Annotated in this window: 19 protein-coding genes and 1 other RNA gene; 13 read left to right on the top strand and 7 right to left on the bottom strand. The window is 68.2% G+C overall.

What is annotated here, in order from left to right:
• Nucleotides 1–19: 19 nt before the first annotated feature.
• Nucleotides 20–844, bottom strand: coding sequence for an SDR family NAD(P)-dependent oxidoreductase (locus HRU76_00840; protein QOJ16229.1), 825 nt, complete (start codon nucleotides 842–844; stop codon nucleotides 20–22).
• A 203-nt stretch (nucleotides 845–1,047) separates the two neighbouring features.
• Here HRU76_00840 and HRU76_00835 point away from each other — a divergent pair, with 203 nt between their 5' ends.
• From HRU76_00835 to lpxI, 3 genes are all read left to right on the top strand, one after another.
• On the top strand, nucleotides 1,048–2,187 hold the full coding sequence (locus tag HRU76_00835) for a DNRLRE domain-containing protein (protein QOJ16228.1): 1,140 nt from the start codon (nucleotides 1,048–1,050) through the stop codon (nucleotides 2,185–2,187).
• 136 nt (nucleotides 2,188–2,323) lie between these two features.
• On the top strand, nucleotides 2,324–2,827 hold the full coding sequence (locus HRU76_00830) for an Lrp/AsnC family transcriptional regulator (GenBank protein ID QOJ16227.1): 504 nt from the start codon (nucleotides 2,324–2,326) through the stop codon (nucleotides 2,825–2,827).
• Between the two features lie 80 nt (nucleotides 2,828–2,907).
• Entirely contained in the window at nucleotides 2,908–3,780 is an 873-nt protein-coding gene (lpxI, locus tag HRU76_00825) for a UDP-2,3-diacylglucosamine diphosphatase LpxI (protein ID QOJ16226.1), read from the top strand.
• A 419-nt stretch (nucleotides 3,781–4,199) separates the two neighbouring features.
• Here lpxI and HRU76_00820 read toward each other — a convergent pair whose 3' ends face one another.
• On the bottom strand, nucleotides 4,200–4,571 hold the full coding sequence (locus HRU76_00820; GenBank protein QOJ16225.1) for a hypothetical protein: 372 nt from the start codon (nucleotides 4,569–4,571) through the stop codon (nucleotides 4,200–4,202).
• 123 nt (nucleotides 4,572–4,694) lie between these two features.
• On the opposite strand from HRU76_00820, the gene HRU76_00815 reads away from it, so the two are divergent.
• The 3 genes from HRU76_00815 (at nucleotide 4,695) to HRU76_00805 (ending at nucleotide 10,934) form a co-directional block, all read left to right on the top strand.
• Nucleotides 4,695–5,306, top strand: coding sequence for a cob(I)yrinic acid a,c-diamide adenosyltransferase (locus tag HRU76_00815; GenBank protein ID QOJ16224.1), 612 nt, complete (start codon nucleotides 4,695–4,697; stop codon nucleotides 5,304–5,306).
• 113 nt (nucleotides 5,307–5,419) lie between these two features.
• On the top strand, nucleotides 5,420–9,868 hold the full coding sequence (locus HRU76_00810) for a hypothetical protein (protein QOJ16223.1): 4,449 nt from the start codon (nucleotides 5,420–5,422) through the stop codon (nucleotides 9,866–9,868).
• Between the two features lie 22 nt (nucleotides 9,869–9,890).
• Nucleotides 9,891–10,934 (top strand): LOG family protein, encoded by a 1,044-nt coding sequence (locus tag HRU76_00805; GenBank protein QOJ16222.1) that lies wholly within the window; start codon nucleotides 9,891–9,893, stop codon nucleotides 10,932–10,934.
• On the opposite strand, the gene HRU76_00800 is transcribed toward HRU76_00805, so the two are convergent.
• The 4 genes from HRU76_00800 to HRU76_00785 all read right to left on the bottom strand — a co-directional run bounded on the left by HRU76_00800 (nucleotide 10,935) and on the right by HRU76_00785 (nucleotide 15,984).
• Entirely contained in the window at nucleotides 10,935–12,467 is a 1,533-nt protein-coding gene (locus HRU76_00800) for a diguanylate cyclase (GenBank protein ID QOJ16221.1), read from the bottom strand. It lies immediately after the preceding gene.
• Nucleotides 12,464–13,204, bottom strand: coding sequence for a hypothetical protein (locus HRU76_00795; protein ID QOJ16220.1), 741 nt, complete (start codon nucleotides 13,202–13,204; stop codon nucleotides 12,464–12,466). Before HRU76_00795 ends, HRU76_00800 begins: the two co-directional genes overlap by 4 nt.
• A gap of 242 nt (nucleotides 13,205–13,446) precedes the next feature.
• Nucleotides 13,447–14,574 carry a UDP-N-acetylglucosamine--N-acetylmuramyl-(pentapeptide) pyrophosphoryl-undecaprenol N-acetylglucosamine transferase gene (locus HRU76_00790; GenBank protein QOJ16219.1) on the bottom strand — a complete coding sequence of 376 codons (1,128 nt, stop codon included), beginning with the start codon at nucleotides 14,572–14,574 and terminating at the stop codon, nucleotides 13,447–13,449.
• Between the two features lie 219 nt (nucleotides 14,575–14,793).
• Entirely contained in the window at nucleotides 14,794–15,984 is a 1,191-nt protein-coding gene (locus HRU76_00785; GenBank protein QOJ16218.1) for an FtsW/RodA/SpoVE family cell cycle protein, read from the bottom strand.
• A gap of 467 nt (nucleotides 15,985–16,451) precedes the next feature.
• Between HRU76_00785 and HRU76_00780 the strand changes: the two genes are divergently transcribed.
• Together HRU76_00780 and HRU76_00775 are read left to right on the top strand one after the other, a co-directional pair.
• Nucleotides 16,452–16,964, top strand: a complete 513-nt coding sequence (locus HRU76_00780; GenBank protein QOJ16217.1) for a peroxiredoxin — start codon at nucleotides 16,452–16,454, stop codon at nucleotides 16,962–16,964.
• A 239-nt stretch (nucleotides 16,965–17,203) separates the two neighbouring features.
• On the top strand, nucleotides 17,204–18,571 hold the full coding sequence (locus tag HRU76_00775) for an acetylglutamate kinase (protein QOJ16216.1): 1,368 nt from the start codon (nucleotides 17,204–17,206) through the stop codon (nucleotides 18,569–18,571).
• Nucleotides 18,572–18,608: 37 nt separating this feature from the next.
• Here HRU76_00775 and HRU76_00770 read toward each other — a convergent pair whose 3' ends face one another.
• Complete coding sequence (locus HRU76_00770; protein ID QOJ16215.1) at nucleotides 18,609–19,916, bottom strand: PIN/TRAM domain-containing protein; 1,308 nt, start codon at nucleotides 19,914–19,916, stop codon at nucleotides 18,609–18,611.
• Nucleotides 19,917–20,004: 88 nt separating this feature from the next.
• Between HRU76_00770 and ffs the strand changes: the two genes are divergently transcribed.
• The 5 genes from ffs to rpoN all read left to right on the top strand — a co-directional run bounded on the left by ffs (nucleotide 20,005) and on the right by rpoN (nucleotide 24,442).
• Nucleotides 20,005–20,101: signal recognition particle sRNA small type (gene ffs / locus HRU76_00765), an RNA gene on the top strand.
• Between the two features lie 59 nt (nucleotides 20,102–20,160).
• Nucleotides 20,161–21,759, top strand: coding sequence for a DNA polymerase III subunit gamma/tau (gene dnaX, locus HRU76_00760; GenBank protein QOJ16214.1), 1,599 nt, complete (start codon nucleotides 20,161–20,163; stop codon nucleotides 21,757–21,759).
• Complete coding sequence (locus tag HRU76_00755) at nucleotides 21,752–22,126, top strand: YbaB/EbfC family nucleoid-associated protein (protein ID QOJ16213.1); 375 nt, start codon at nucleotides 21,752–21,754, stop codon at nucleotides 22,124–22,126. The genes dnaX and HRU76_00755 overlap by 8 nt, the downstream gene beginning before the upstream one ends.
• Nucleotides 22,127–22,154: 28 nt before the next feature.
• Complete coding sequence (gene recR / locus HRU76_00750; GenBank protein QOJ19050.1) at nucleotides 22,155–22,799, top strand: recombination protein RecR; 645 nt, start codon at nucleotides 22,155–22,157, stop codon at nucleotides 22,797–22,799.
• Nucleotides 22,800–22,930: 131 nt separating this feature from the next.
• Nucleotides 22,931–24,442: an RNA polymerase factor sigma-54 gene (gene rpoN / locus HRU76_00745; protein QOJ16212.1), complete on the top strand. Its 1,512-nt coding sequence runs from the start codon at nucleotides 22,931–22,933 to the stop codon at nucleotides 24,440–24,442.
• Nucleotides 24,443–24,548: the final 106 nt, after the last annotated feature.

The following is a 24,548-nucleotide window of genomic DNA, read 5'->3' as shown; positions in this document are numbered from 1 at the left end:
CGCTTGATGTCCTCGTGCCTTACTCCGATCCCATCACGCGGCCGCGCCGCTTCGCCACCTCCTTGCGCACCGACCAGTCCATCAGCGATGGAAACATGGTCATGAGCGCCGAGGCGAAGCGTACGGTGTGGCTGGTCCAGACTTCGGGCGAAGGCCGCCGCAGGCAGCGGATGACGGCGCGGGCCACGCGCTCCGGGGTCTGCACGAAGAGCCGGGGCGTGTGTGCCGGAGCGTCGCGGTCCTCGCCGGTGGCCACGCGGTGGAATTCGGTGGTGGTTGAGACGGGCAGAATGCTGGAGACTTCGATGCCGTGCGGCCGCAGTTCCAGCCGCAGCGCGCGGCAGAGGTGGTTCTGCGCCGCCTTGGTGGCGCAGTACGCGGCGTAGTAGGGCATGGTGATCTTGGCGACGCAACTGGAGGACATCAGCAGATGCCCCCCCCGGCCCTGCGCCACCAGGTGCCGCCCGGCCCGCTGGAGCAGGTCGAACCCGGCGAAGACGTTGACCTCGAACATCCGCCGCAATGACGGCTGGTCCATGTGCAACGTGCTGGTTTCCAGTCCGTACCCGGCGTTGGCGAGCACGGCGTCGACGCGACCGAAGCGGGTCATGGCTGCGTCGAGCAGGCGTTCGGAGTGGCGCTCGTCCGTCACGTCCCCGGGAACCGTTTCGACCAGGCGCCCCAGGGACCGCGCCCGCGCGGCGACGGATTCGAGGCGATCCATCCGCCGGGCGGTGAGAACCAGGTTCATCCCCGCCCCGGCGGCTTGCAGCGCGACCGCCTCGCCGATGCCGGACGAGGCGCCGGTGATGATGAACACGGAATCGGTCAGGGAGCGGGGCATGCCCTCAACGGTAGGGGGCCTGATCAGGGTTCGTTCCCGAGCGTGAAGCCGGGTCAGGAATCCCGGCGTCATGTGATTCAGCCGATTCGTGCAAGTGCTTGGTTGATTCAAGACATGAGAAGGAGGCGGATGCCGGGGGATGCGCGATCGCCCTGTTCTGACAGTCCGACCCGGGACGGGCGGTGGAGTGGAGGAGAAAAGCCATGAAGTGCTTCGCTGTCGTGGTGTTGGTGATCGTGGCTGGCGGGGCGGTTCACGCCGACCAGGTGCAGCTGACGCCGATGAAGGACAACACGCTGTATCAGGATCCTGACGGGTTGTGGAGCAACGGGGCGGGGCAGCATCTCTTTGCGGGCCGCACCGCGCAGGTTCAGAACAGCGTGCGCAGGGCGCTGCTGGCGTTCGATGTGGCCGGGGCGATTCCGCCCGGCGCGACGATCAACAGCGTGACGCTGCGTCTGAACATGTCGATGACGATCTCGGGACCGCAGGAGATGACGCTTCATCGCGTCGTCAGCAACTGGGGAGAGGGCGCTTCGGACGCCTTCGGCAACGAGGGCTCGGGCGCGCCCGCCGAAGCGGGCGACGCTACGTGGCGGCACACGTTCTTTGACACGCAGTTCTGGGGCGGGCCGGGGGGCGATTTCGTGGCCGCACCCAGCGCCATGGCCGTCGTCGATCAGTTCGGCCCGTACACCTGGGGCAGCACATCCGGCATGGTGGGGGACGTGCAGGGCTGGCTGGACAATCCCGCCGCCAACTTCGGCTGGGTGCTCATCGGCAACGAGGCCGTCAGCGTGACCGCCAAGCGGTTCGACAGCCGGGAGAACCCCGTGCCGGAGAACCGTCCGGTGCTGATCGTGGACTACACGCCGGGCGAGGTGGTGGTGACTCCCGAGTCATTCACCCGCGTGCGCGGACTGCCGGTGTCAGGCGTTCTCAGCGACCTGTTCCTCAGCGACGACTTGCGGGTGGTGACGCGCCCCGACGTGTTCCGCACTTCCGCCGTACCACCGGTGCAGATCGAGGTGCGCGGGCAGTCGCCGATCCAGTCGCCCGCCGAACTGCTGATTCGCGTGGAGTCGCACGCCAGCGTGAACAACATCTTCCAGCGACTCATGGCCTTCAACTACGACACCAGCCAGTACGAGGTGCTCAACTCGCGCACGCTGCCCACCACGGACATCGTGACGGATGTGATCGTCGCCGCCAACCCCGGCCGGTTCATCGAGGACGGCACGGGGAACATGCGCGTTCTGCTGCAGTACAACGCCCTGGCGTTCACCATCGCCCCCATCTGGCAGGCGCGGCAGGACCAGGTAATCTGGCGAGTGCGGAACTGAGGGTGGTGGTGACGGGGTGGTGGGGCGTGGTGGGGGGATCAGGCGCCGGCGCGGGACCGCACGATCATGTGGCCGCCCTGGCTGACTGGAGCGGGCGGATCAATGGTCCGCCCTCGCCGCCTACGATCACCACCATATGCCCAGGCAGGCCGCGGCCAGACCGGTGAAGTTCGACGCCATCGACCGGGCGATTCTGCGCGAGTTGCAGGGCAACGCGCGGATCACCAACTCCATGCTCGCCGAGCGCGTGGGCATCAGCCCGCCCAGCACGCTGGAGCGCGTGAAGAAGCTCGAGTCGCAGGGCGTCATCAAGGGCTACGCGGCCCTGCTCGACCCGGTGCGCCTGAACCAGTCGATCGCGGCAATCGTCCACATCAGCATCAAGGAGCACAGCGCCGCGGTGCTGGAGGAGGCCCGCCGCCAGTTGACCGCTCTCGACGAGGTGCAGTCGTGCTGGTACTGCGCCGGGGACGAGGACTTCATCCTGAAGGTGCGGGTGGAGGACATGGCTCACTACGAGCAGTTCGTCAGCCGCAAACTCGCCGCCGTGCCCGGTATCGGGAAACTGCGGACCAGTTTCGTGCTCAGCGAGGTGAAGGACTCACCGTGCGTGTCGCTGGAGTCGATGCGGCTGAAATAGCGGCGATTCTGAAACACCGTTTCGCCGTCGCCGACGCGGAGATCACGGAAAGACGGCGGTTGCAAATTCGATGCGCCTGCGTGGTGAACACTTCGGACTCCATTCCGTCGCCCAATCCACCCCCCCGCCTCGGCCTCATCGCCGGTCAGGGGCGGCTGCCCATCCTCATCGCCAGGGGCATGAAAGCCGCCGGCGCCCGCGTCTCCTGCGTGGGGCTGGCCGGTCAGTACGACCCCGAACTGCCCGAGGTCTGCGATGACTTCCGCTCGGCCGGCTGGGTGCGCCTGGGCCAGTGGATGCGGCTGCTCCGCCGCTGGGGCATCACCCGTGCCGTCATGGTGGGCGGCGTGAAGAAGGAGCGCATGCACGACCCGCTGCGCCTCTTCCGCCAGATCCCCGACCTGCGCGCCGCCGTCGTGTGGTATCGTCACCTGCGCCACGACCGACGCAACGCCGCCGTGCTGCGGGCCGTGGCGGAGGAACTGGCCCGCGGCGGCATCACGCTCATGGATTCCACCACCTACATCCCCGACCACCTGGCCACCCCCGGCGTGATGACCCGCCGTCAGCCCACCGCCGCCCAGCAGCGGGACATCGCCTTCGGCTGGCCGCTGCTCAGGCAGGTCGTGGAGCTGGACATTGGCCAATCCATCGCCGTGCGTGACCGGGACGTGATCGCCGTGGAAGCCATCGAGGGCACGGATCGCCTGATCGAGCGCGCTGGCGAACTGTGCCGGGCGAAGGGTTGGACGCTTCTCAAGACCGCCAGCACGCGCCACGACATGCGGGCCGACGTGCCGACCATCGGCGTGCAGACCATCGAGGCCGTGGCGCGCGGCGGGGGGGGCTGCATCGCGGTCGGCGCGGGGCGCGTGATTCTCGTCGAGAAACCCGCCGTGCTGGCCGCGGCGGAGGAGCGGGGGATCGCGCTGGTCGGCGTGGAGGGGGTCTGAGGCATGCCGCCGTGCATCGGCACGGGGTGGTCCGGACGCGCTCGGGCGCCGTGTCGCCGGGTCGATCGAGTCGCGCGTCGAGCCAAGTTCCTGCGCCCTTCCTCAGAGTTCCCTCTTTCAACAGACCTGTTCCCATCGGGGTCCGGTCTGGCGCCCGCGGCGTCCGGTCAGTTCCGAACGGGAGCGGGTCTGTCCGCGCCGGGATCAGGGCAGCTCCCCGCGGGAACAGGCAAGGTCCAGTTTCCGGCAGATCAGACCGACGAACCATCTGTCGAGAAGGACGCGGCATCTTCTCACATCGTTTCGCGCCTCGTTCCGCCGGACGTGCCTGGGGCCTGTCGGGATGCCGGACGAAGTGAATGGGTGGCGATGCCGCATGGGCACGGACTCGTCAGGATTGCTGAACGCCGTTGCCTCAGTTATTTGTCCGTGCCGTGGCTGGTCACCACGCCGTCCGTGACCTCGAACCACGTGCTGTTGGTGGTGCTTCTGGTCGAGGAGCCGGCGAAGATGAGGAAGAGCGCCCCGCCCGACTCTTCCCGCCTGGTGTAGTCGTAGCGCAGAATCTCCACCCTGGGGTTCGCCTCGCTCACGGTGGAGCGAGAGGATGGCTCGCCCAGCGTGCCGATGAGCCACGATTCGGTGGTTTTGCCGATTTCCACGCGAGACAGCGTGTTGGACGACACGAGCCGCCCCGTCTCGTATGTTGAGTTCGAGGTCGCCAGCAGGCATCCGCCCACGGGCAGGCAGCAGGCGACGAGCAGGCAGGCGGTGACGATCGTCCGGTTCATCGATGGTTCTCCACGGCGGGGGCAGGCCGCCTCGTCTACGACTCGCGGGCTCCCCCGGTTCTACTGTGATCGGCTCGATCGGGGTTTCGGGTAACGGGTGCGGGGGGCTTGTATCCTTGGGGCATGAAACTCTACACCCGCACGGGCGATGACGGCAGCACGGGACTCTTCGGCGGCCCGCGCGTGGGCAAGGACGACCCTCGCGTCGAGGCCTACGGCGACGTGGATGAACTCAACGCCGCCGTCGGACTGGCGGCGGCCTCCTGCCTCGGCGCCATCGAACCGCGCCAGCCGGTTGCGGCAAGTGGTGAAGTCGGGACAGGGATGAGGCGTCTGGGCGAGATTCTGCGGCAGGTGCAGTCGCGGCTGTTCGACCTGGGGGCGGACCTGGCCACGCCCATCGGTTCGCCGCACGAGGGCAAGATCGCCCGCATCGACGCCGCGGACGTGGCTGAGGCGGAGGCGTGGATTGACGAGGTGGATGGCGTCAATGCGCCGATGCGGGCGTTCGTCCTGCCGGGCGGATCGGAACTGGCCGCCCGTCTGCACCTGGCGCGGACCATCTGCCGCCGGGCGGAGCGGCGGACGCTCGCGCTGTCGCGGCTGCAGCCGATCAACCCGCAGGGATTGGTTCTGCTCAACCGGCTGAGCGACCTGCTCTTCGCCCTGGCCCGCCGCGCCAACGCACTGCATGGCGTGGGGGACGTGGAATGGAGGCCGAAGGGGCGCGGGTGAGCGTCCGGTGTTCGCGGCGTGGACGACGCCGCCGGACCCATGGGCCCGGCGCGGAAGGGTCGAGTGGGACGCGGGATCATAGAATCCCGACCCGTGCGGGTTCAGGGAATCGCATGACGGAGCGCGATCAACGCACCCAATCCGGGGCACGGCTGAGGTGGTGGACCCGCCGGGCGGTCATTGCGCTCGGCGTGATCGTGGCGCTGCTGGTCGTCGCCGCCTGGGTGATGACGCGGTCGTTCGTGCTCTCGCCCATCATCGCTTCGCAGTTGTCGAAGGGGCTTGGCGGCGAAGTGAGCATCGGCGCGGTGCGAGTGCGCGGCTTTCAGCGCGTGGTGCTGGAGAACCTGGAGATCCGATCGCCCGACGTGGGTGGCGACGCGGGACGAGTGCTGTTCGTGCCGCGCACCGAGATCAGCACCGACCTGCTGGCGCTGATCGGCGGAACGATCGACACGGCCACGATCCAGTTCCAGGACGCGGTGCTCCGCATCAGCGAGGATGAGGACCAGGCCGGTCGCTTCAACTTCAGTTCGCTGGGGGCGAAGACCGACGACTCCGGGGCCGACACTCCGATTCCGGGACTGATTGTCGAACTCGTCCGAGGCCGCCTTGAAATGGGCACGCACGATGGCGATCGGTGGCGGCCGACCGGGTCGATGCCGATCTCCGGCAGCATTCACGCGCAGGCGGGGTCGGAGTGGTACAACTACGACATCGAGGAGCGGGACGAGAGGGGCGCGGTCCTGCCGAACGGCGGATTCGCCATTCGCGGGCGGGTCAACGTCAGCAACTTCGCGCTGGACGGGCGGATCAGCGGGTTGACGCTGGACCAGCGGATGAAGTCGCTGACGCCGCTGGTGGTGCGGTCGTGGTGGGACCGGCTGGAGCTCGATGGTCGTGTGCGCGATGCGGGGGTGCGATTTGAGCCGGGAGCGCCCGCGCATGCATGGATCGCGGTGGAGGACATCGGCATCACCATTCCGCTGCCGCCGGAGGTCATCTGGGCCCGCTACCGGGCGGGCGAGGTGACGCCCATCGAGGGGCTTCCCCGGCTGCGGGTGGATGCGGGACGCATTGACCTGAATGGCGAGACGCTTCGGCTGAGCGACCTGCGAGGCGTGGTGGCGGGCAACCTCGCCCCGAGCGACAGCGCGGCGGTGCCGTACCGCATCAATGGAACCATCGGCGGCATTCCCGCCATCTCGTGGGATGACCGCGAGCAGTGGGCGCTGGAAGTGGCGGAGTTCGCCGAGCTCGATCTCACGCTCTCGCTCGACGACTTCCGGCTGGTCGAGGCGGGGGGCGGGGCCGGCACCGTGGAGCTGCCGCAGGTGGTGGCCGAGGTGCTGCGGCTGTTCAACGCCAGAACCTGCGTGCTGAACACGGGCGTGCACGTGACGCGGGCCGCCGCGCCGTCGGATGCGGCGGGAACTCGAGTGCCTCAGCCGCTGCGCACCAGCGGTCATGCCAAGATGACCGAGGCCAGCGGCGCCTACGTCAAGTTCCCCTATCCGCTGGAGAACGTGACCGCCGAGATCGTCTTCGAAGGTGACCGCATCGAGGTGCTCTCCCTCATTGGGTCCGGGCCGCGCGGGGGGACGGTCTCGCTGGGAGGCGTGGTGGAGCCGCTGACCAAGTGGCCGCGCGTGCGGCTGCGCGTGAGCGGCAAGGGCCTGCCGGTTGATGACGCCCTGCGCGAAGCGATGAGCGAGCAGTATCAGCGCATCATCGACGCGCTGCTGCATGAACCCTCGTACCAGCGGCTCGCGCAGGCGGGTGTGCTGCCCGGCGACGAGCAGGTGGCCCGCGCCGAGGCGTCCACCGTCGCATTCGTGCAGGAGGCGGAGCGCCAGCGGACGCTGCCGTTGGCGGATGGCGAGGCCGTCGCCGCGCTGGATGTGCAGATCGCCCGGCGGCTGGCGGCGCTGGAGCGGCTTCGCTCCATGCGTGATTTTCATCTGGGCGGCACGGTGGACCTGGAGTTGAGCATCGACCGCGAGGAAGGGCGAGGGCAGGCGACGCACACCACGGGCGTCATCACCCTGCATGACGTTGGCCTGATGTTCGACCGGTTCCCGTATCCATTCCGCATCCATCGCGGCGAACTCGTTCTTGAACGGGACGGCGCTCGCGTGCGCGACTGGCTGGGCGTAGCGGCAGGGGGTGGGCAGGTGCTGGTCAATGGAGACATTCGCACGCCCGGCAAGCCCGAAGGCGGCGTGCGCATCGCGCCCGACCTGACGATCGGGGTCATTGACGACGTGCTCAATCCGGCGCTGCTGGCGGCCATTCCGTTCGGGTCCAACGAAGCGCGGGAGGACGAGGCCGGCGCCATCTCCCGCGTCGGACGGATGATCGAGGCCGCCGGTCTGGAAGGCATTTTCCGCTACGTGGCCCGCATCGGCGTGGATGAGGCGGGCGAGGTGGATTGGTCGATCGACGCCGTGGTGGATGGCGCGCGAGCCGAGCCGCGCGAGGAGCTGACCAGAGCCATGCGCGGGCTTGGGCTGTTCTGGCCGACCGGCTTCTCGCTGGACCAGGTGGCCGGGTCGATGACCATCTCGCGTCGCGGCATCGCCATCGCTCACCCCGGCATGACGGGTCGTCGCGGCGAGGGTCGCGTGACGGTGCAGGGCGAGGTGCGCAACGCCACGGCTCAGGGCGGCGAGGCGATCGATCTGGACGTGGATTTCACCGGCTTCGCGCTGGAGGAGTACCTGCTCAACCTGTTTCCCGGCGAAGGAGCGGAAGCCGCCACGGCCTTCTGGCAGCGCTACCGCCCGGAGGGGATGTTCGACGCCTCACTGCGGTACCGTTCGGAAGGCGGCGTGCTGTCGCCGCTGGCGCTTTCGGTCAAGCCGCGCGACGTGGCGCTGCACCTGGGCGAGCAGACGCTTCGCCTGCGCGGCACGGGCGAAAGGGCGTCGGTCACGCTCGGCTCAAGCCGCATCGAGTTCACCGATCTGGCGCTCGAGGTGCTGGACCGCGGCGAACCGGACGGCCTGCTGCGGCTGCACGGCGCGTACGGGCTGAACGACCGGCAGGCCACGCTTCGCGTCGATGGAACGGTCACGGGCGCGCGGTTCGAATCCGTGTGGCCCGTGGAGGTGCTGCGCGTGCTGGGGCGCCAGTCTCTGATCGAGACCTACGAGTCCTACGACCCCGCCGGAGTGTTCGATGCTTCCTTCGAGGCCGCCATTTCCCCGGGGAATCCGCCGGAAGCCCGCGCGGTCATCCGCCCCGTCACGATGGAGGCCACGGTGAGCGGCGAGCGGCTGCGCATGACCTTCGACCCTGGCAGCGCCATCGAGGCGGACGCCCTGGGACTGGTGCTGCACGATGCGCGGGGCACGCTGGCCAGCGGCGCGACCTTCGACGTGACCGGCGACGCCGCCATGCGCGACGACCGCACGCTGCTGGACCTGAACATTCGCTACCGTGGGCGCGGAGATGGCGGTGAGATTCTGGCGTTCCTGCCGCAGGGGGTGAAGGACGCGTTCCAGTCGATCGCCCTCACGTTCGGCGAGGCGGTTGAACTGGATGGCGTGCGGCTCCACGCTGCACGAGAGGGCGCGACGGCCGCGCCGTGGAGCGTGTCCATGACCGGGCCGATCGTGGTGCGAGGGGCGACGCTGGATGCGGGACTGCTCTTTTCCAACGTGGATGGGCGGATCGACGCCGCCGTGGAGTCCAATCCCGGCCAGCCGTTGCGTCTTGTGCTGGATGTTCACGCCGATCGCGCCGTGGCCAAGGAGCGACTGCTCGCCAACCTGCGGACCCGCGTTCACCTGAACGAGACCGGCGACGCGCTGCGGATCTCCGATTTCCGAGCCGATCTGGCTGGCGGCGTGGTCACGGCGGACGTGCGGCTCCAGGTCGGGGAGGGGCGGCTTCCCGGCTTCCCGGCGGAGCCAGGCTGGTACATGCTCGACGCCACCGCCGTGGGAGTCGACCTCAGGGCGCTGGCGGAGCGGGCCGAATCCGCGTCCGGGCCGACCCACGGCGCCAATGGTGGTGGGCGAGCCGCGGGAGGCCCCGAAGGCATGGTTTTCGCCGGACTGTCGATGAGCGGCATGCGAGGGGATCCGGCGTCGCGGCGAGGCACGGCGTCGCTTCGCGTCTTCGACGGGACACTGGCTCGGAACCCGATCACCATGCCGCTGCTGCAGCTTTCGCAGCTGATGCTGCCGCTCAACGCTTCGCTCAACTATGCCGAGGCATCGGCGTACATCGAGGGCGACGTGGCGGTGGTGGAGCACATTCTCTTCGAGAGCGATTCACTCCTTCTTTCCGGCAGCGGGATCATGACGCTGGACGACCTTGTGGTGGACCTGCGCCTTCGCGGGCGGGGGCGAGGTGCGGTGCCCGGATTGAGCGAAATCGTCGGTTTCATCACCGATCAGATTTACGCCATCCAGGTGACCGGCCCCATCACCGGCACGCGCGCCCGGCTGGTGCCAATCCCGGCGCTGTCGGGCCTGCTCGGGCTGGACAGGTCATCCGGGCATCGGGCGGCCCCGGCGCTGCGGCCCGTCTCGAACGCGCCGAACAGCCAATGATGGTTCACACAGGGAGCGACTGATGCACGACTCACCCCAACCCCCCCGGAGGGTGGATGACCCGGTGACTATCGAGGAGATCGAGCGGCTGGTCTCGATGGTGGGGGGCCGAACCGACGATGCCGACGGGCGCATGATCGTCGAGCTGGTGCAGACCTGCCTCAAGCTCATTCCGGACGGGCACGATACCGGGCAGGTGAAGCTGCTCAACCGCGCGCTCAAGGAGATGCGCTACGCCTACCGCGTCTTCAACGAGTACCGCGGCACGCGCAAGATCAGCGTGTTCGGTTCGGCCCGCACGCCACCCGATCATCCCGACTACCTCGCCGCCCGCGCCTTCAGCGCGGCGATGGCGCGCCGTCAGTGGATGTGCATCACCGGGGCGGGTGACGGCATCATGAAGGCCGGGCACGAAGGTCCGCAGCGCGAGGCCAGCTTCGGGCTGTCGATCCGTCTGCCTTTTGAAACCACCGCCAACACCGTGATCGCCGGCGATCCGAAACTGGTCAACTTCCGCTACTTCTTCACCCGCAAACTCATGTTCATGAGCCACTCTGACGCGGTGGCGGCCTTCCCCGGCGGCTTCGGAACCCAGGATGAACTCTTCGAAGCCCTGACGCTGGTGCAGACCGGCAAGAGCAACCTGATTCCCATCGTGCTGGTGGAAGGCGCCGGCGGCAGGTACTGGCGCAACTGGAACGACTACATCCTCGGCAACCTGCGTCACAATGGCTGGATCAGCCCGGAGGATCCCGGGCTGTATCACATCGCCAGCGACGTGGATGATGCGGTGCAGCACGTCTGCCGCTTCTACCGCGTCTATCACTCCAGCCGCTACGTCAAGGAACTCTTCGTGGTGCGGCTCAACCAGCCGGTTTCCGATGATCTGCTGACGCGGCTCAATGATGAGTTCACGCCGCTGCTTGGATCGGGGCGAATCGAGCGATCCGGCCCGCTGTCGGGCGAAACCGATCACATGGAGCTGCCGCGCCTGGTCTTCCACCACAACCGGCGCAAGTTCGGCCTGGTGCGGGCGTTCATCGACCGGCTCAACACGCTCGGCTGATCACCGCTCGACGGCAGGATTCGGCGCGGAACCGGCGGGGGGTTCATCAGACTCCGGGCAGGGTCCGATCGTCAGGGCGTTCTTGCCGCGCCGCTTGGACTCGAGAGCCCGAAGGTCGGCGACGCGCAGCAGCGACTCGGCGTCGGACGCGTCCCACGGGAACGTGGCCAGCCCAGCGGACACGCTCAGCCCCGCGCAGGGACCATCCCCCAGCGCGGGCAGCCGGGCGGCGCAGATGGCGTCCTGGAAGCGCCGCGCGATCACCTCCACCGATTCCACCGGCGTCGAACCGGCGCGCCGCGGCGGCTCCTCGTCCGCAAAGACCACGACGAACTCATCGCCTCCGATGCGGCACACCCGGTCGCCCTTGCGAATGACCGATTGCAGCAGGCGCACGCATTCGCGCAATACGCGGTCGCCGGCGTCGTGTCCGTGACGATCGTTGAACGACTTGAGGTCGTCCACGTCGAAGACCATGACCACCAGCGTCCGCCGCTTGGCTCGCGCGTGCTCGATCGCCTGCGGCATGAATTCGTCGAAGAAACGACGGTTCCACGCACCCGTCAGGGGATCGGAGTACGCCAGGGCGCACAGCGTCCGCTGGGCCTTGGCCAGCGACAGCCATCGCGCCAGCCATGCCGCCCACGCCTCGAGCGCCGCGGCCTCGGCGCCCGGACAGGAGAGCACGCCATGGTCGTCCGACCCGAAACGGACTCGCAAGGCGGCAGCCGTGACCGCGCCGGGTCGGTTCTGTTCGAATGGGCTCGCCTCGTCGCCGGGGAGAAGCCGGACATCGGTCCAGCCGGTCTCCTGTTGAATCAGTCGGACGGCTGTTTCCACCGCGGCGTCCGGGTCTCGCAGGATGGTCTCGACCATGTCAACGTCGCCGAGCCGATGGGCGGCAGGCGCGATGACGGAGCCGTGACCAGCAGGTCGGTCCGGCGCCTGCGTGGCCTCGTGCGGAGCGATGGTCGAAGCATCCACCTGCGCCGGACCCGCGGCGGATGGCTGGCGGCTCCCGGCTCCGGCGTCCCCGCGGGGTGCATCGGGCGATGCCGCGATCTCGACGGCTTCCGTCTTGCGGATGACGGCCGATGGCGGGAGGCGTTCGTCGAGTGGATGCTCCTCCTCCTCATCGGCAGGGGGCGTCACCTCGCCGATCAGCGCCGCCTCCAGCGCTTCAACGCTCACGGGGGCCTGCAGCACCCCGTCGAACCCGCTCGCCCGCGCCTGCTCGGCCGATCTCACGTCATCCGGCTCGACGACCAGAAAGACCATCACCGACGGATCGAGACGCTGGATGGAACTGAGCACCAGGTCGAGCGGACGATTCGCCAGCGGCGCATGAATCAGCACCGCATCGACCGGTTCCCGGGCACTCGACCGCGCCACCTCGCCCACGGCCTGAAAGAGCGTCTGCACGTGGATCACGCCGTCGGAGGGGGCCGTCAGCGATTCGTCAAAGATCGGCGCGCGGTGAACCGCCACCACTCGGCCGCGACTGGCCCGATGCTGCGGCGCCGCGGGATTCATGTTCCACCCCCGGATCGCGCCCCTGCCGGGAGCGTGGTGCCCGCACCGTCGTCGTCCAACGGCCCCAGCAGCATCGCCAGTTCCTCGCGCGTCAGCGTGGGGCGCTCGTCGTCGGCATCCTCCTGTTCACGCGGAATGGCCGCATCCGATTCCGCGGCCTTGTGCGCCAGTCGCAGGGCAGGCGGGGATAGAGCGACCAGTTCAACAAGGGATTGAGTCGCAGCGGATGCGGTGAGCGGAGTGCTGAGCGCCGGGTGCTGAGTGCCGGATGCCGGCAGGTTCCGAGTCCCGGGTTCTTCGATCGCAACCCCCGCCACTTCCGCCCGCATGCCGTCGTTCTTGCGTTCTTCCGCGGTTCTGTTTTCCTCCCCCTGACGGCTGCCTGTTGACGGCTGGCCGCTCACTCCCGCCCACCGCAGCAGCGCCGCCTCCGGCAGAAAGGCGGCCTTGGCCTGCTCCAACTCTCGCCAATCCTCTTCGTTGACCGGCTCGACGCCCACGATCACGGTCCGCCCCGCGTTGGCGAGCCCCCAGGCGCTGCGAATGGCCTCCAGTCGCCCCGCCAGGGCGGCATCGGAAAAGGCCCACAGCAGGTCACCCGTGACCACGATCTCGGCTCCCACGTCGCGGGCGCCGTGCAGCAGTTCGTCCGGGGCCGCGCCGTTGGATGCCACGACAATCACCCGCGCCACATCTCCCCCGGCGGCCGCGTGCAGAATGGTCGAAACAGCGGGCATCGTGACTGAAGTCTAGCACAGGATGGACGGCGATCGGCCTCTCATCACCATGCTTCCGAGAACTCGATCCGGGCGTGACGTTGCATCCCGTACAGTCCGCACAGATCCGAATGAGGTGGTCGAACGTCGGTTATCGGTTGCCGCTGGCAGGTTGCCGGCACGGGCTGCCTCTCCTTGCCTTCCCTTGTTCCGCCGTTGCTCCATCGCGGCTGGAAACGCATCCCGTCGGCTGATGCCGCGACTCAGGGCGACGATTCGCATTGGGCGACGGTGACAAGTCGCTCCACGATGTCCGCCATCGTGGCGGCTCCGTTGGCGGGGCGGTTGGCCTCGAGCGTTTCGCGCATGACGGCGCGGCGAGAGGCGTCGGTCAGCAGTGAACGCAGCAGATCGCCATGCTCACGCAGGTTGGCGGCGGGATCGACCTTGTCCTCCACGCACGCCGCGCCGCCGATCTCGACCAGTTCCGCCGCGTTGAAGCGCTGGTGCTGGTCGCGGTGGTGGGGGTAGGGCAGGAAGAGCGTGGGCACGGCGTTGGCGGCGATCTCGGCCACCGAGTTGGCTCCGGCCCGGGAAATCGCCAGATCCGCCGAGCCCCACGCCAGACCCATCGACGGCTGGAACGGCTCCACCCGCGCCCGGACGCCCGCCTGCTCATACGCGGCGGCCATGTCGCCTTCGCGGCCGTGACCCGTCAGGTGGTACACCTGCCAGGGGCGCAGCAGGTCGGCGTGCTCCCGCGCCAGCAGGAGCATCAGGTCATTGAGCGACGCCGCGCCCTGCGACGCGCCGGTCACCAGCAGCACGGGCTTTTCCGGCTGTGTATCGAAACCAAGCCGCTCCCTGCAGGCCGCCCGACCGCCGAACGTGCTCGCCAGGGTCGATCGACGCAGCGGCATGGGGATGAGGCGCGACGCGAAGAGAGGCAGCGACGGCGTAGGGCAGGTCGAGATGACCTCGCGACACCATCGCGCGACCAGCCGGTTCGATTTGCCGGGCACCACGTCCAGGTTCAGCAGGACCGAGGGGAGGCCCATCGACCAGGCCGCCCGCACCACCGGCGCGGCCACGAATCCACCCAGCGCCACGACAACCGTCCCGTTCTCGCGCTCCAGCAGCTCGCGCGCCTGCCTGACCGCGCCGGGCCAGGTGCGCACGAATTGCCACAGTCCGGCGGGTCGTACGCTGAATACCGACGCCTCGATCGGCTCGAATCGCTCGTTCGCTCCTGACGGCCCGAGCATGTGGGCGTCGATGGACCGCGTCGAACAGGCGAAAACCCGCTTCAGTCCCGGTGCGCGGGTCGCCAGTTCTTCGGAGACGGCCAGCCCGGGCGAGAGATGCCCGCCCGTGCCGCCGCCGGCGAACACGACTGTGCCCGTAATGTCACGACGCGCCTCCTCCATCGCAGCCCCACGATTGGCCGTCCTACCCGTACCGATTGAAGCAATGCCAGCCCGCTCCGGCGGGTCAACAGACACGATATCACACACTTCACGGACTTGTGGAAGCAATCGCCTCGGCGCCGCCCGATTGGTTGCAGCCGCCCCGGAATCCCGTTCGCCTGAGAATGCGCCCATCGCCCGGACTCACATCACCCCCGCGGGCAGGATCGCCTCGTCGTCGTCTTCCTGCCCCTCAATGCCTTGATGCCCCGATGCCTCGGCCTCTTCTTCTTCGCGAACGCGCCGATCCATTGACACCAGCAGCCCGATTGAGAAGGCCGTGAGCGCCCAGCCGGTGCCGCCGTGGCTCAGCAGCGGCAGGGCGATGCCCTTGGTCGGGGCGACGCCCGTCACCACGGCGATGTTGATCGCCGCCTGCAGGCCGATCGTGAGCACCACCCCAAGGGCCACGAGACGCAGGAAAGGGTGGGAGACGCGCCGCGCCACCAGCAGGCCGCACACCACCAGCCCGCCGTATAGAAACAGCACCAGGGCCGCGCCGAAGATGCCCAGCTCCTCGCAGATGATGGCGAAGATGAAGTCGGTGGTGTCTTCCGGCAGGTAGCCGAACTTGCGCACCCCGTTGCCCAACCCGCGGCCCGCCAGCCCGCCCCCGGAGACGGCGGACATCGACTGGATGACGTGGTAGCCGATGCCCTGCGGGTCATCAAAGGGGTTGACATAGGCCAGCAGGCGGTTGATGCGGTAGGGGCTGTGGATGACCGCCGCGGTGAACGCCGCCGCCCCCACAGGCACGAGCATCCCCGCCTGCCACCAGCGCACGCCCGCCGCCACCAGCATGGCCATGCCCACCAGGCCCACCAGCACCGCCGTGCCCAGGTCATGCACGCCGATCAGCAGGCAGACCAGCCCGATGAGGAAGACCCCCGGAAGAAAGCCGCTGGTCAGCCGGTGCATCACCGCGGCCCGCTTGGCCCCGTGCCACGCCAGCAGGATGATAAGCGTCCACTTGGCGAACTCGCTGGGCTGGAAGGAGACGCCGCCCAGGTTGAGCCAGCGCTTCGAGCCGTTCATCTCGCGCGACAAGCCCGGCAGGTAGACCGCCAGCAGCAACACCAGCGTGGCCAGCGTGAGCCACGGGATCGGCGACGCCAGCCCTCGGGCCGTGAAGATCCGCCTGACCGGCACGCATGCCCCGATCGCCAGCATCGCCCCGGCCAGCAGGGCGTAGATCATGGGCCGGCTGGTCAGCACGCGCGACAGTGTGATGCCGTCGGCCTCCTGCACCGACAGACCCGCCGAGTTGACCATCACCACCCCGAAGATGAGGAGGGCGACGGCGAAGATGACCAGACCCTGACCTGGGCGCAGCATGACCCGTTTTCATCGGCGAAGGGACATCGAAGAGGTGAATGGGCAGGAGCACCATGCGAATCATCAACAAAGAAGTGCTCAGACGCCGGGTACTCGATCCATTGATTCGGCCCAGCCGCTCCTCAGTTCGGCGTAGAATCACGCCAAAGCAAGGAGCCGCCATGCTCAAATCAATCCTCCATGCCTCGTTGCCTCGTGCGTTGGTGATCGCCGGACTGGCCGGTGTGCTGATGATGACCGGTTGCAAGCCGCAGGCGCCTGCGGGAGGGGGTGGCAGCGGGGGGGCAGGGGCGAACCAGCCCGCGCCCGTCGGCGGCTCGCCCGGCGATGGAAGCGGAGCGACCGTGGGAGGAGGGGAGACAGGAGAGAGTGGCGCAGGGACCGGTCAACCCGGCGGGGGAAACGTCAACGGAGGTCAAGCAGGCGGAAGCGCCTCGGGGAGTGGTCAGACGAGCACGCCGCCCGTCATGCCGCCGGCCGAACCGCCGGTTCCGATCTACCCGCCCGCGGATGGCCGATGGGCGGGCTTGGCCGCGCCGTTCTTCGCGGCGCCGGATCAGGATGACCGGCTGGTCGCGCTGGATTCCCTGGCGGGGCGCTGGGTGGTGCTTTACTTCTACCCCAAGGATGACACCCCCGGCTGCACCGTCGAGGGCAGGGAGTTCACCGATCTGCTGCCCCGCTTCACCGACGCGGGTGCGTCGGTGTTCGGCGTGAGCGCTGACAGCACCGCGAGCCACCGCGCGTTCCGCGAGAAGTGCTCGCTGGCGGTGGACCTGCTCAGCGACCCCGCCCGCGAGATGATGAAGCAGTATGGAGCGTGGGTTCCGCCCGCGGAAGAGGGCGGCCGCGGACGCCTGGTCCGCTGCACGTTCCTGATCGACCCGGAGGGACGGGTGGCGCACCACTGGCCCGCCGTCAACCCGGCCGGACACGCGGCGGAAGTGCTGGCGAAACTGAAGGAACTGCAGGGCGGGTGATCGTCATCGTGGTATTCGTTGAGTTCAACAACCGAGGGATGTGCGGGGGTGGAACGAGTCGTGGGTAAGCGGCGCGCGTGGCCAACGATCGGCTTGGGAAGATCGTCCGCATGGAGGCACGAACGATCGTGACATGGCGGTCCGATCCGGTCGTAGAATCGTGGCTCCGGATTCCGGAACAATCACTTCCGTTCCGTGTTGTTCTTGCGTCGCTCACGTGTTGAAACACCTCTCTCCACATGACCACACTTTCAACAGAACTCGCCCCATCGCCGCACCGCTCCACGAAGGGCATCATCGCCCGGCTGCTGACCAACCTGGGCAGCGCTCGCGAGGTGGACCAGTACCTCAAGCAGTACGCCAGTGTGGATCGGCAGCGGTTCGCCGTCATCAAGGTGGGCGGGGGCGTGATCGAGGATCATCTGGATGCTCTGGCCTCGGCGCTGACCTTCCTGCACCAGGTGGGGCTGACGCCGATCGTCGTCCACGGCGCGGGCGAGCAGCTCGATGCCGCGCTGAAGCAGGAAGGCATCGAGTCCACCCGCGTGGACGGGCTGCGGGTCACGACGCCGCAGATTCTGGAGCACGCGCGGCGGACGTTCCAGCGCGTCAACCTGCGCCTGGTGGAGGAGCTGGAGTCGCTGGGCACGCGGGCGCGGCCGATCACGTCGGGCGTCTTCGAGGCCCGAGCGCTCGACATGGACAGGTACGGCCTGGTGGGGGAGGTGACGCGCGTTCACCTGGACCCCGTGGAGGCGTGCATCCGCGCCGGGCACCTGCCGATCATCGCGTGCCTGGGCGAGACCGCGAGCGGCCAGATTCTCAACATCAACGCCGATGTGGCGGCCCGTGAGCTGGCCATCGCGGTGCAGCCGCACAAGATCATTTTTCTCACGCCTACGGGCGGGCTGCTGGATGACAAGGAGCGGATCATCCCCGCCGTCAACCTGGCGGAGGACTACGACACCCTGATGGCTCAGCCGTGGGTGAGCGGCGGGATGCGGCTGAAGATGCAGGAAGTGAAGGCCCTGCTCGACCGGCTGCCCGATACCACCAGCGTGTCGATCACCTCGCCCGATCGGCTGGCCAAGGAGCTCTTCACGCACATGGGTTCGGGCACGCTCGTGCGAAGGGGCGAGCGGGTGAAGCGGTTCGACTCGTTCGCCGAGATCGACGTGGCCCGGCTGCGGACCCTGCTGGAGACGTGCTTTCAGCGTCCGCTCACGCCCGACTATTTCGCCACCAAGCCGCTGGATCGGCTGTACCTGACCGATTCGTACCGCGGAGCGGCGATCGTGACGAAGGAAAGCCCCACGCCGGAGGTCCTGTACCTTGACAAGTTCGCCGTGACGCAGGAAGCCCAGGGGCTGGGACTTGGCGCCTCGATCTGGAGCCGCATGCGGCGTGACGTGCCGCGCATGTTCTGGCGCTCGCGGGCCAACAACCCCATCAACGGATGGTACTTCCAGCAGTCGCAGGGCTGCTACCGCACCGACACGTGGGTGGTGTTCTGGTACGGGCTGAGCTCGTACGACGTGATGCGGCAGTGCGTGGACTACGCGCTGGCCCTGCCGCCGACGTTCATGGCGCATGGATCGGTGGTGTGAACCGCGCGTCGCCGGGCGACGGGACCGACCCCGGTCCTCAGCGGCGCGGATTTCGGCGCGGGTTGACCGGGTTCTCCCGACGAACCGGACCGGTGTAACGCGGTTGGGCGGTCGCGGCGCGAGCGGCTCCGGCGGCGGAATCCTCCACGCGGGCTTCGGTTTCCGCCTGCATGTCGTCGAGACGCGCCACGCGCGCGAACACCAGCCGTCCGGCGCTGGTCTGCACCGAGTTGGTGACCACCACGTCCACGCCGTGGCCGAGGTGCTCGATGGCCTGCTCCACGACGACCATGGTGCCGTCGGGCATGTAGCCGACGCCCTGGCCTTCGTTCTCGCCTCGCTTCACGATGTCCACGTGCATCACTTCGCCCGGCACGACGGCGGTCTTGAGCCCGGCGGCCAGGTCGTTCAGATTCAGCGCCGTAGCGCCGTTGATGCGGGCCACCTTCACCAGGTTGAAGTCCGTCGTGAGGATGCGCATCTGCTGAAGGTTGGCCAGATCAACGAGTTTCTTGTCCACCGCGTGGCCCGGCACGTCGAAGCTCTCGATCGACACATCCACGTTGCCCTGCGACTGAAGCCGCGCGATCACATCCAGCCCGCGTCGTCCACGGGCGCGTTTGAGCCGGTCGCTGCTGTCGCTGAGCGCCTGCAGCTCCTCCACCACGAACAGCGGAATGACCAGCGGGGCGTCCACGAAGCCCGACTGCACCATGGCCTCGATGCGTCCGTCGATCAGCACGCTGGTGTCAAGCACCATGGGCCGCGTGCCACGCACCTGCTTGGCGAACTCGACGTACGGGATGACCAGCCGGAAGTCGTCCTTGGTGGTCAGCACGAACGACACCGCCAGGTAGCACAGCACGATGCCGATCACGACCTTGGCCAGTTCGATGTATGGATTGGGCTGCGTCTGGGCCCCGAGCAATCCCCACGCCTGGGCGATGACGTCGATGAGCTTGGCCACCGCCAGCGCGCCCAGCAGGCCAACGCAGATGCCCAGATACACCGCCACCGTGGACGCCAGGCGCTTGTTGGGAGTGAGGTAGTCCACCGCCAGCACGATCACGCCCACCGCCAGCGTGCTCAGCACGATGGCGATGACCGTGGCGGGCGTGAACTCCTCCACCCGATCGGTGCGGCTGCCCACGGTCAGCGTGGTGACCGTGACGAGCATCACGAGGAACAGGAAGCGCACCACCCGCATGAGAATGCGGACCGACCGCTTCTCCTGCTCCAATCGATCGCCGACCGATTGATACCCGGCCCGAAGCGCCGGAGCGGCCGAACCGGCGGCCTGCGCGGAATCCAGGGGTTCGGCGCCGGGTTGAAGATCATCCGTCATGCCACCAGTGTACCACGGGCGTCGGGCGCGATAGGATGTCAGCCCCGCGGGATCGTGTGATCTTGTGGACCCCGCGGCGTCGGATGACGACCGGGGCCGGTGGACGGATGGCTCGCGAACCTGGTCAGGGCTTGACCGCAGCAGCCATAAGCGTCGTCGTCCGGGCCTTCGGTTACCTGGTCGTCATCCGCGCCGCCGGGCCACGGGATGCCGGGGCGTCCGCCCCTCCCCCGGCCACGGGTGCATGATGACCACGCTCCTTCCCGGAATGGACGCCGTCGAAACCAAGCAGACGGGCGCCTACACGGTGCTCGCGCGGCGGTACCGCTCCACCTGCTTCGAGGAGATCGTCGGCCAGGAAGCCATCGCCACCACCCTGCGCAACGCCATTGACCGCGGCCGCACCGCCCATGCCTATCTCTTCACGGGCACGCGCGGCGTGGGCAAGACCTCGATGGCCCGCATCTTCGCCAAGACGCTCAACGTCAACGATTCGCTCCGAGAGAAGGACGCCATCGCCGCCGCCATCCTGCGGGGCGACGACATTGATGTGATCGAGATCGACGGCGCCAGCAACCGCGGCATTGATGAGGTGCGCGACCTGATCGCCAACGCCGGGCTGCGCCCCGCCCGCTGTCCGTACAAGATCTACATCATCGACGAAGTCCACATGCTCACGCCTCAGGCCTTCAACGCCCTGCTGAAGGTGATGGAGGAGCCGCCCAGCCACGTCAAGTTCATCCTGTGCACCACTGAATCGCACAGGGTGCCCGCGACGATTCAGTCGCGCTGCCAGCGCTTCGACTTCCGCAACATCCCCGCCGCCAAGATCGCCGCCCACCTGCGCGAGGTGCTGGAGAAGGAATCGATCGAGGCGGAGCCCAAGGCCGTGCTCGAAGTGGCGCGGCTGGCCAACGGTTCGATGCGCGACGGGCTGAGTCTGCTCGACCGGCTCATCGCCGCCGGCGACGGACGGGTGACCGAGGACGTGCTGCAGGCCACGCTGGGCACGCCCGACCACGCGCTGGTCGCCGCCCTGGTGGACGGTATGGCGGCGGGCGATCCCAGGGCCGCGCTGACAGCCGCCAGCGACCTGCTGGCGCGGGGAACCTCCATCGAGCAGGCCCTGGAGACCCTCGCCGAGCATCTGCGCAACGTCATGGTCATCGCGGCGTGCGGCAAGGACTCGGAGCTCGTCGAACTCTTCGGCGACGCGAGAGAAGCCGCCGAGCGTCATGCCGAGCGATTCGACCTGCCAGCCGTGGTTCACATGATCGCCCTGTGTGAGACGACCTCGCGGTCGGTCAAGGCCTCCTCCACCCCCCGAGCGCTGTTCGACGCGGTCATCGTGCGCCTGGCGCTCACGGAGCGGCTGGCGTCAATCCCCGCGCTCCTGCAGGGGTCGGTCAAGGGGAGCACGGCAGGGGGGGCCGGCGCCGCGGGCGTCGAAAAAAAAAAGTCCGATGACGCGGGGCTGACGCCCGCGGGGCCGGCGTCATTCGGTCGCCCGACGGACCCGGCCTCCACCACGCTCATCAGCCGCTCCGTCGGAGTCACCCGCGCACCGATGGCGTCAACGGCTCCGGCGACGGTCACGCCAGCCGGCGCCGGGCCTGTCGCCGCCGGCGAGATCAAGCCAACCGGGCGAGGCAGTCGCGCGGAGGTCGATGCCCTCGCCTCCCATCCGATCGTCGCCAGGGTGAGAACGCTGTTCAACGCCGAGATCGTCAGCGTTCAGAGCGATGTGGAGAATATCGATGACCATCGCGGCACGACCCAGCACGACGATCGTGTCATGGGCGCGGGGGCGTCCGACGCTGCTTCCGGGAGTGAACATGTTTGATGCGCTTCGCAATCTCACGGGCATGGCGGGGCTGATGAAGGATCTGCCCCGGATCAAGGCGCGGCTGGAGGAGGTCCGCTCCAAGCTGGGAGACCTGCGTGTCTCCGCCGACACGGGCGGCGGCGTGGTCAGGGCCACCGCGACCGGCAAGCTGCGCGTCGTCTCGATCGAGGTGGACCCGGCGCTCATGGCGGCACTGGCGGACCCGTCGAACGCCGATGACCGCGCGCTGGCGCAGGAGTTGATCGTCGGCGCGGTGAACGCGGCGCTGGAGAAGGCCCAGCAGCGCGCCGCCGAGGAGCTGGCCCGCGCCGCGCAGGAACTGGGGCTTCCCCTGCCGCCGGGCGGTCTGGGGGAGCTGCTCTGACCGACCGGATGTGCAAGGGAGTCCGCTCATCGCCCGTCGCCCCAACGAACCTGGTCCCTACCCCGAGGCGGTCAACCGGCTCATCCAGGCCTTCGCCTCGCTGCCGGGCATCGGACGGCGCACGGCGGAGCGTCTGGCGTTTCACGTTCTCAAGTCGCCCTCGGACGAGGCCCTGCGCCTGGCCCATGCGGTGACGGACGTGAAGAAGAATGTCCGCCATTGTTCGATCTGCTACAACCTGACCGACGCGGACCCATGTCCGATCTGCGCCGACCCGCGGCGCGACGCGGCGACCATCCTGGTCGTCGAGCAGCCGCGCGATCTGATCGCGCTGGAACAGACAGGCATGTACCGGGGCGTGTACCACGTGCTGATGGGCCGTCTTGATCCGCTGGCCGGCGTGGGACCGCGGGACATCACGCTCGAAGCACTGCTCCATCGCGTGGATGACCCCGCCAGCAACGCGAGGGGCGAGGCGGTGCGCGAAGTGATCCTCGGCCTGAATCCGGATCTTGAAGGCGACGGCACGGCCATGCACATCGCCGAAGACCTGCGCCGCCGTGGCGTGGCGGTGTCACGGCTGGCCCGCGGACTGCCCACCGGCTCGCAGCTCGAATACGCCAACCGGGCCGTGCTGGGCGACGCGATTCAGGGTCGGCAGCAGATGCCCTGAGCGATTGACCGTGGTTCTTCCCGCTCGGCCTGCCGCATCGTCGATAAGATGGCGAGGTGGAGATTCACGCCCGGCCGCGCGGTCGGGCGGACGCCGTCAGGATTCTGGAGTCACCGAAGCACCGACTCGCCATGCGATTCGACGCCAGCCAACAGATGCGCCTCAGCCAGCAGATGAAGCTGGCGCCCCGGATGATCCAGTCCATGGAGATTCTGCAGATGCCGCTCATGGAGCTGCAGGAACGCATCGAGCAGGAGCTGGAATCCAACATCGCGCTGGAGCAGGCGACGGACGAGCCGGACGCGGAGAGCGCCGAGTCCGTCGCGGAGCCGGAGCAGGAACCCGAAACCGACGCGCGCGAGAGCGAGTTGATCGTGGGCGACTCCCACGAGTTCGAGCGACTCAACGAGTTCGAATCCAGCTACGCCGAGGCCGCCGAGAACGAGTACGTGGGCGACATGTACTCGCCCGCCCGGCACGCCGGTGAGCGCGACGGCAAGATGGACGCCATGGCCAACCACGCCGCCCGAGGCGAGGGGCTGACCGAGCAGCTGCTGCAGCAGTGGACATTCATCGACGTGAGCGACGAGATTCACGCGGCGGGGCGTCTGCTCATCCAGCACATCAACGATGACGGGTTCCTCTCGACGGATCTCGACACCATCCTCGAGCGGCAGCCGATGTTTCAGGGCGTCAGCATGTCGCGGGAACTGCTGGAAGAGGCGCTGGCGGAGTTGCAATCCAACCTCGACCCGCCCGGCATCGCCGCCCGCAACCAGCGTGAATGTCTGCTGCTGCAGGTCGATCGCCTCAGCGACGATCTGACCGATCCCGGCGAGTGGGCCGACGTGGCCACGCTGCTGCAGCACCACTTCGACGACCTCATCCAGAACCGCCTGCCGCGCATCGAGCAGAAGTCCGGTCTGACGATGGAGCGCATCCGTCACGCCATGGGGCTGATGCGTCGGCTGAACCTTCACCCTGGCCGCGACCTGGTCCCCGTGGACGCCCAGCCGATCATCCCGGACGTCATCATCGAGTACGAGGAATCCACCGACACCTACGTGGCCCGTCTGGCGGACGGCATCCTGCCCGTGCTGCGCATCTCCACCGAGGCGGAGCGTCTGGCGACCGACAAGACGCTGGACAAGCAGACGCGGGAGTTCGCCCAGAACGGCATCCGCAGCGCCAGCTGGCTCATCGACGCCATCAACCAGCGAAAGAACACGCTGCTGCGCGTGGTGAACGTGGTGCTGTCGCGCCAGCGCGACTACTTCGACTACGGTCCGGCGCACCTCAAGCCCCTGCCCATGACCGAGGTGGCGGATCAACTGGGCATTCACGTCGCGACCGTCAGTCGCGCCGTGGCGGACAAGTGGCTGCAGACGCCGCGCGGCATGGTGGCGCTGCGCGGGTTCTTCTCCGGCGGGGCCACCACCGACTCGGGCGAAGAGATGTCGTGGCAGGCGGTGCGGGCGATGCTCAAGGAGATCATCGACGGCGAGGATAAGTCCAGGCCGCTCAGCGACGACGCCCTGGCCGCCGAACTCAAGAAGCGCGGCGTGGAGCTCGCCCGCCGCACCGTGGTGAAGTACCGCTCACAGCTGGGCATCCCCCCCGCGCGGCTGCGGAAGGTGCATTGATGGGACGGCGGCTGGGGCGCGGCTTCCACCGCACCTTCTCCCCCCTGATAGTCCGTCCAAACGAAAGCCGCGGGAGAGCGACTCTCCCGCGGCTCGTGGGTTGATG

Source organism: Phycisphaeraceae bacterium (genome assembly GCA_015709595.1).
GTDB lineage: Bacteria > Planctomycetota > Phycisphaerae > Phycisphaerales > SM1A02 > CAADGA01.
Note: the sequence above shows the minus strand (reverse complement) of the source record. Positions and strands in the feature narration are given on the sequence as shown.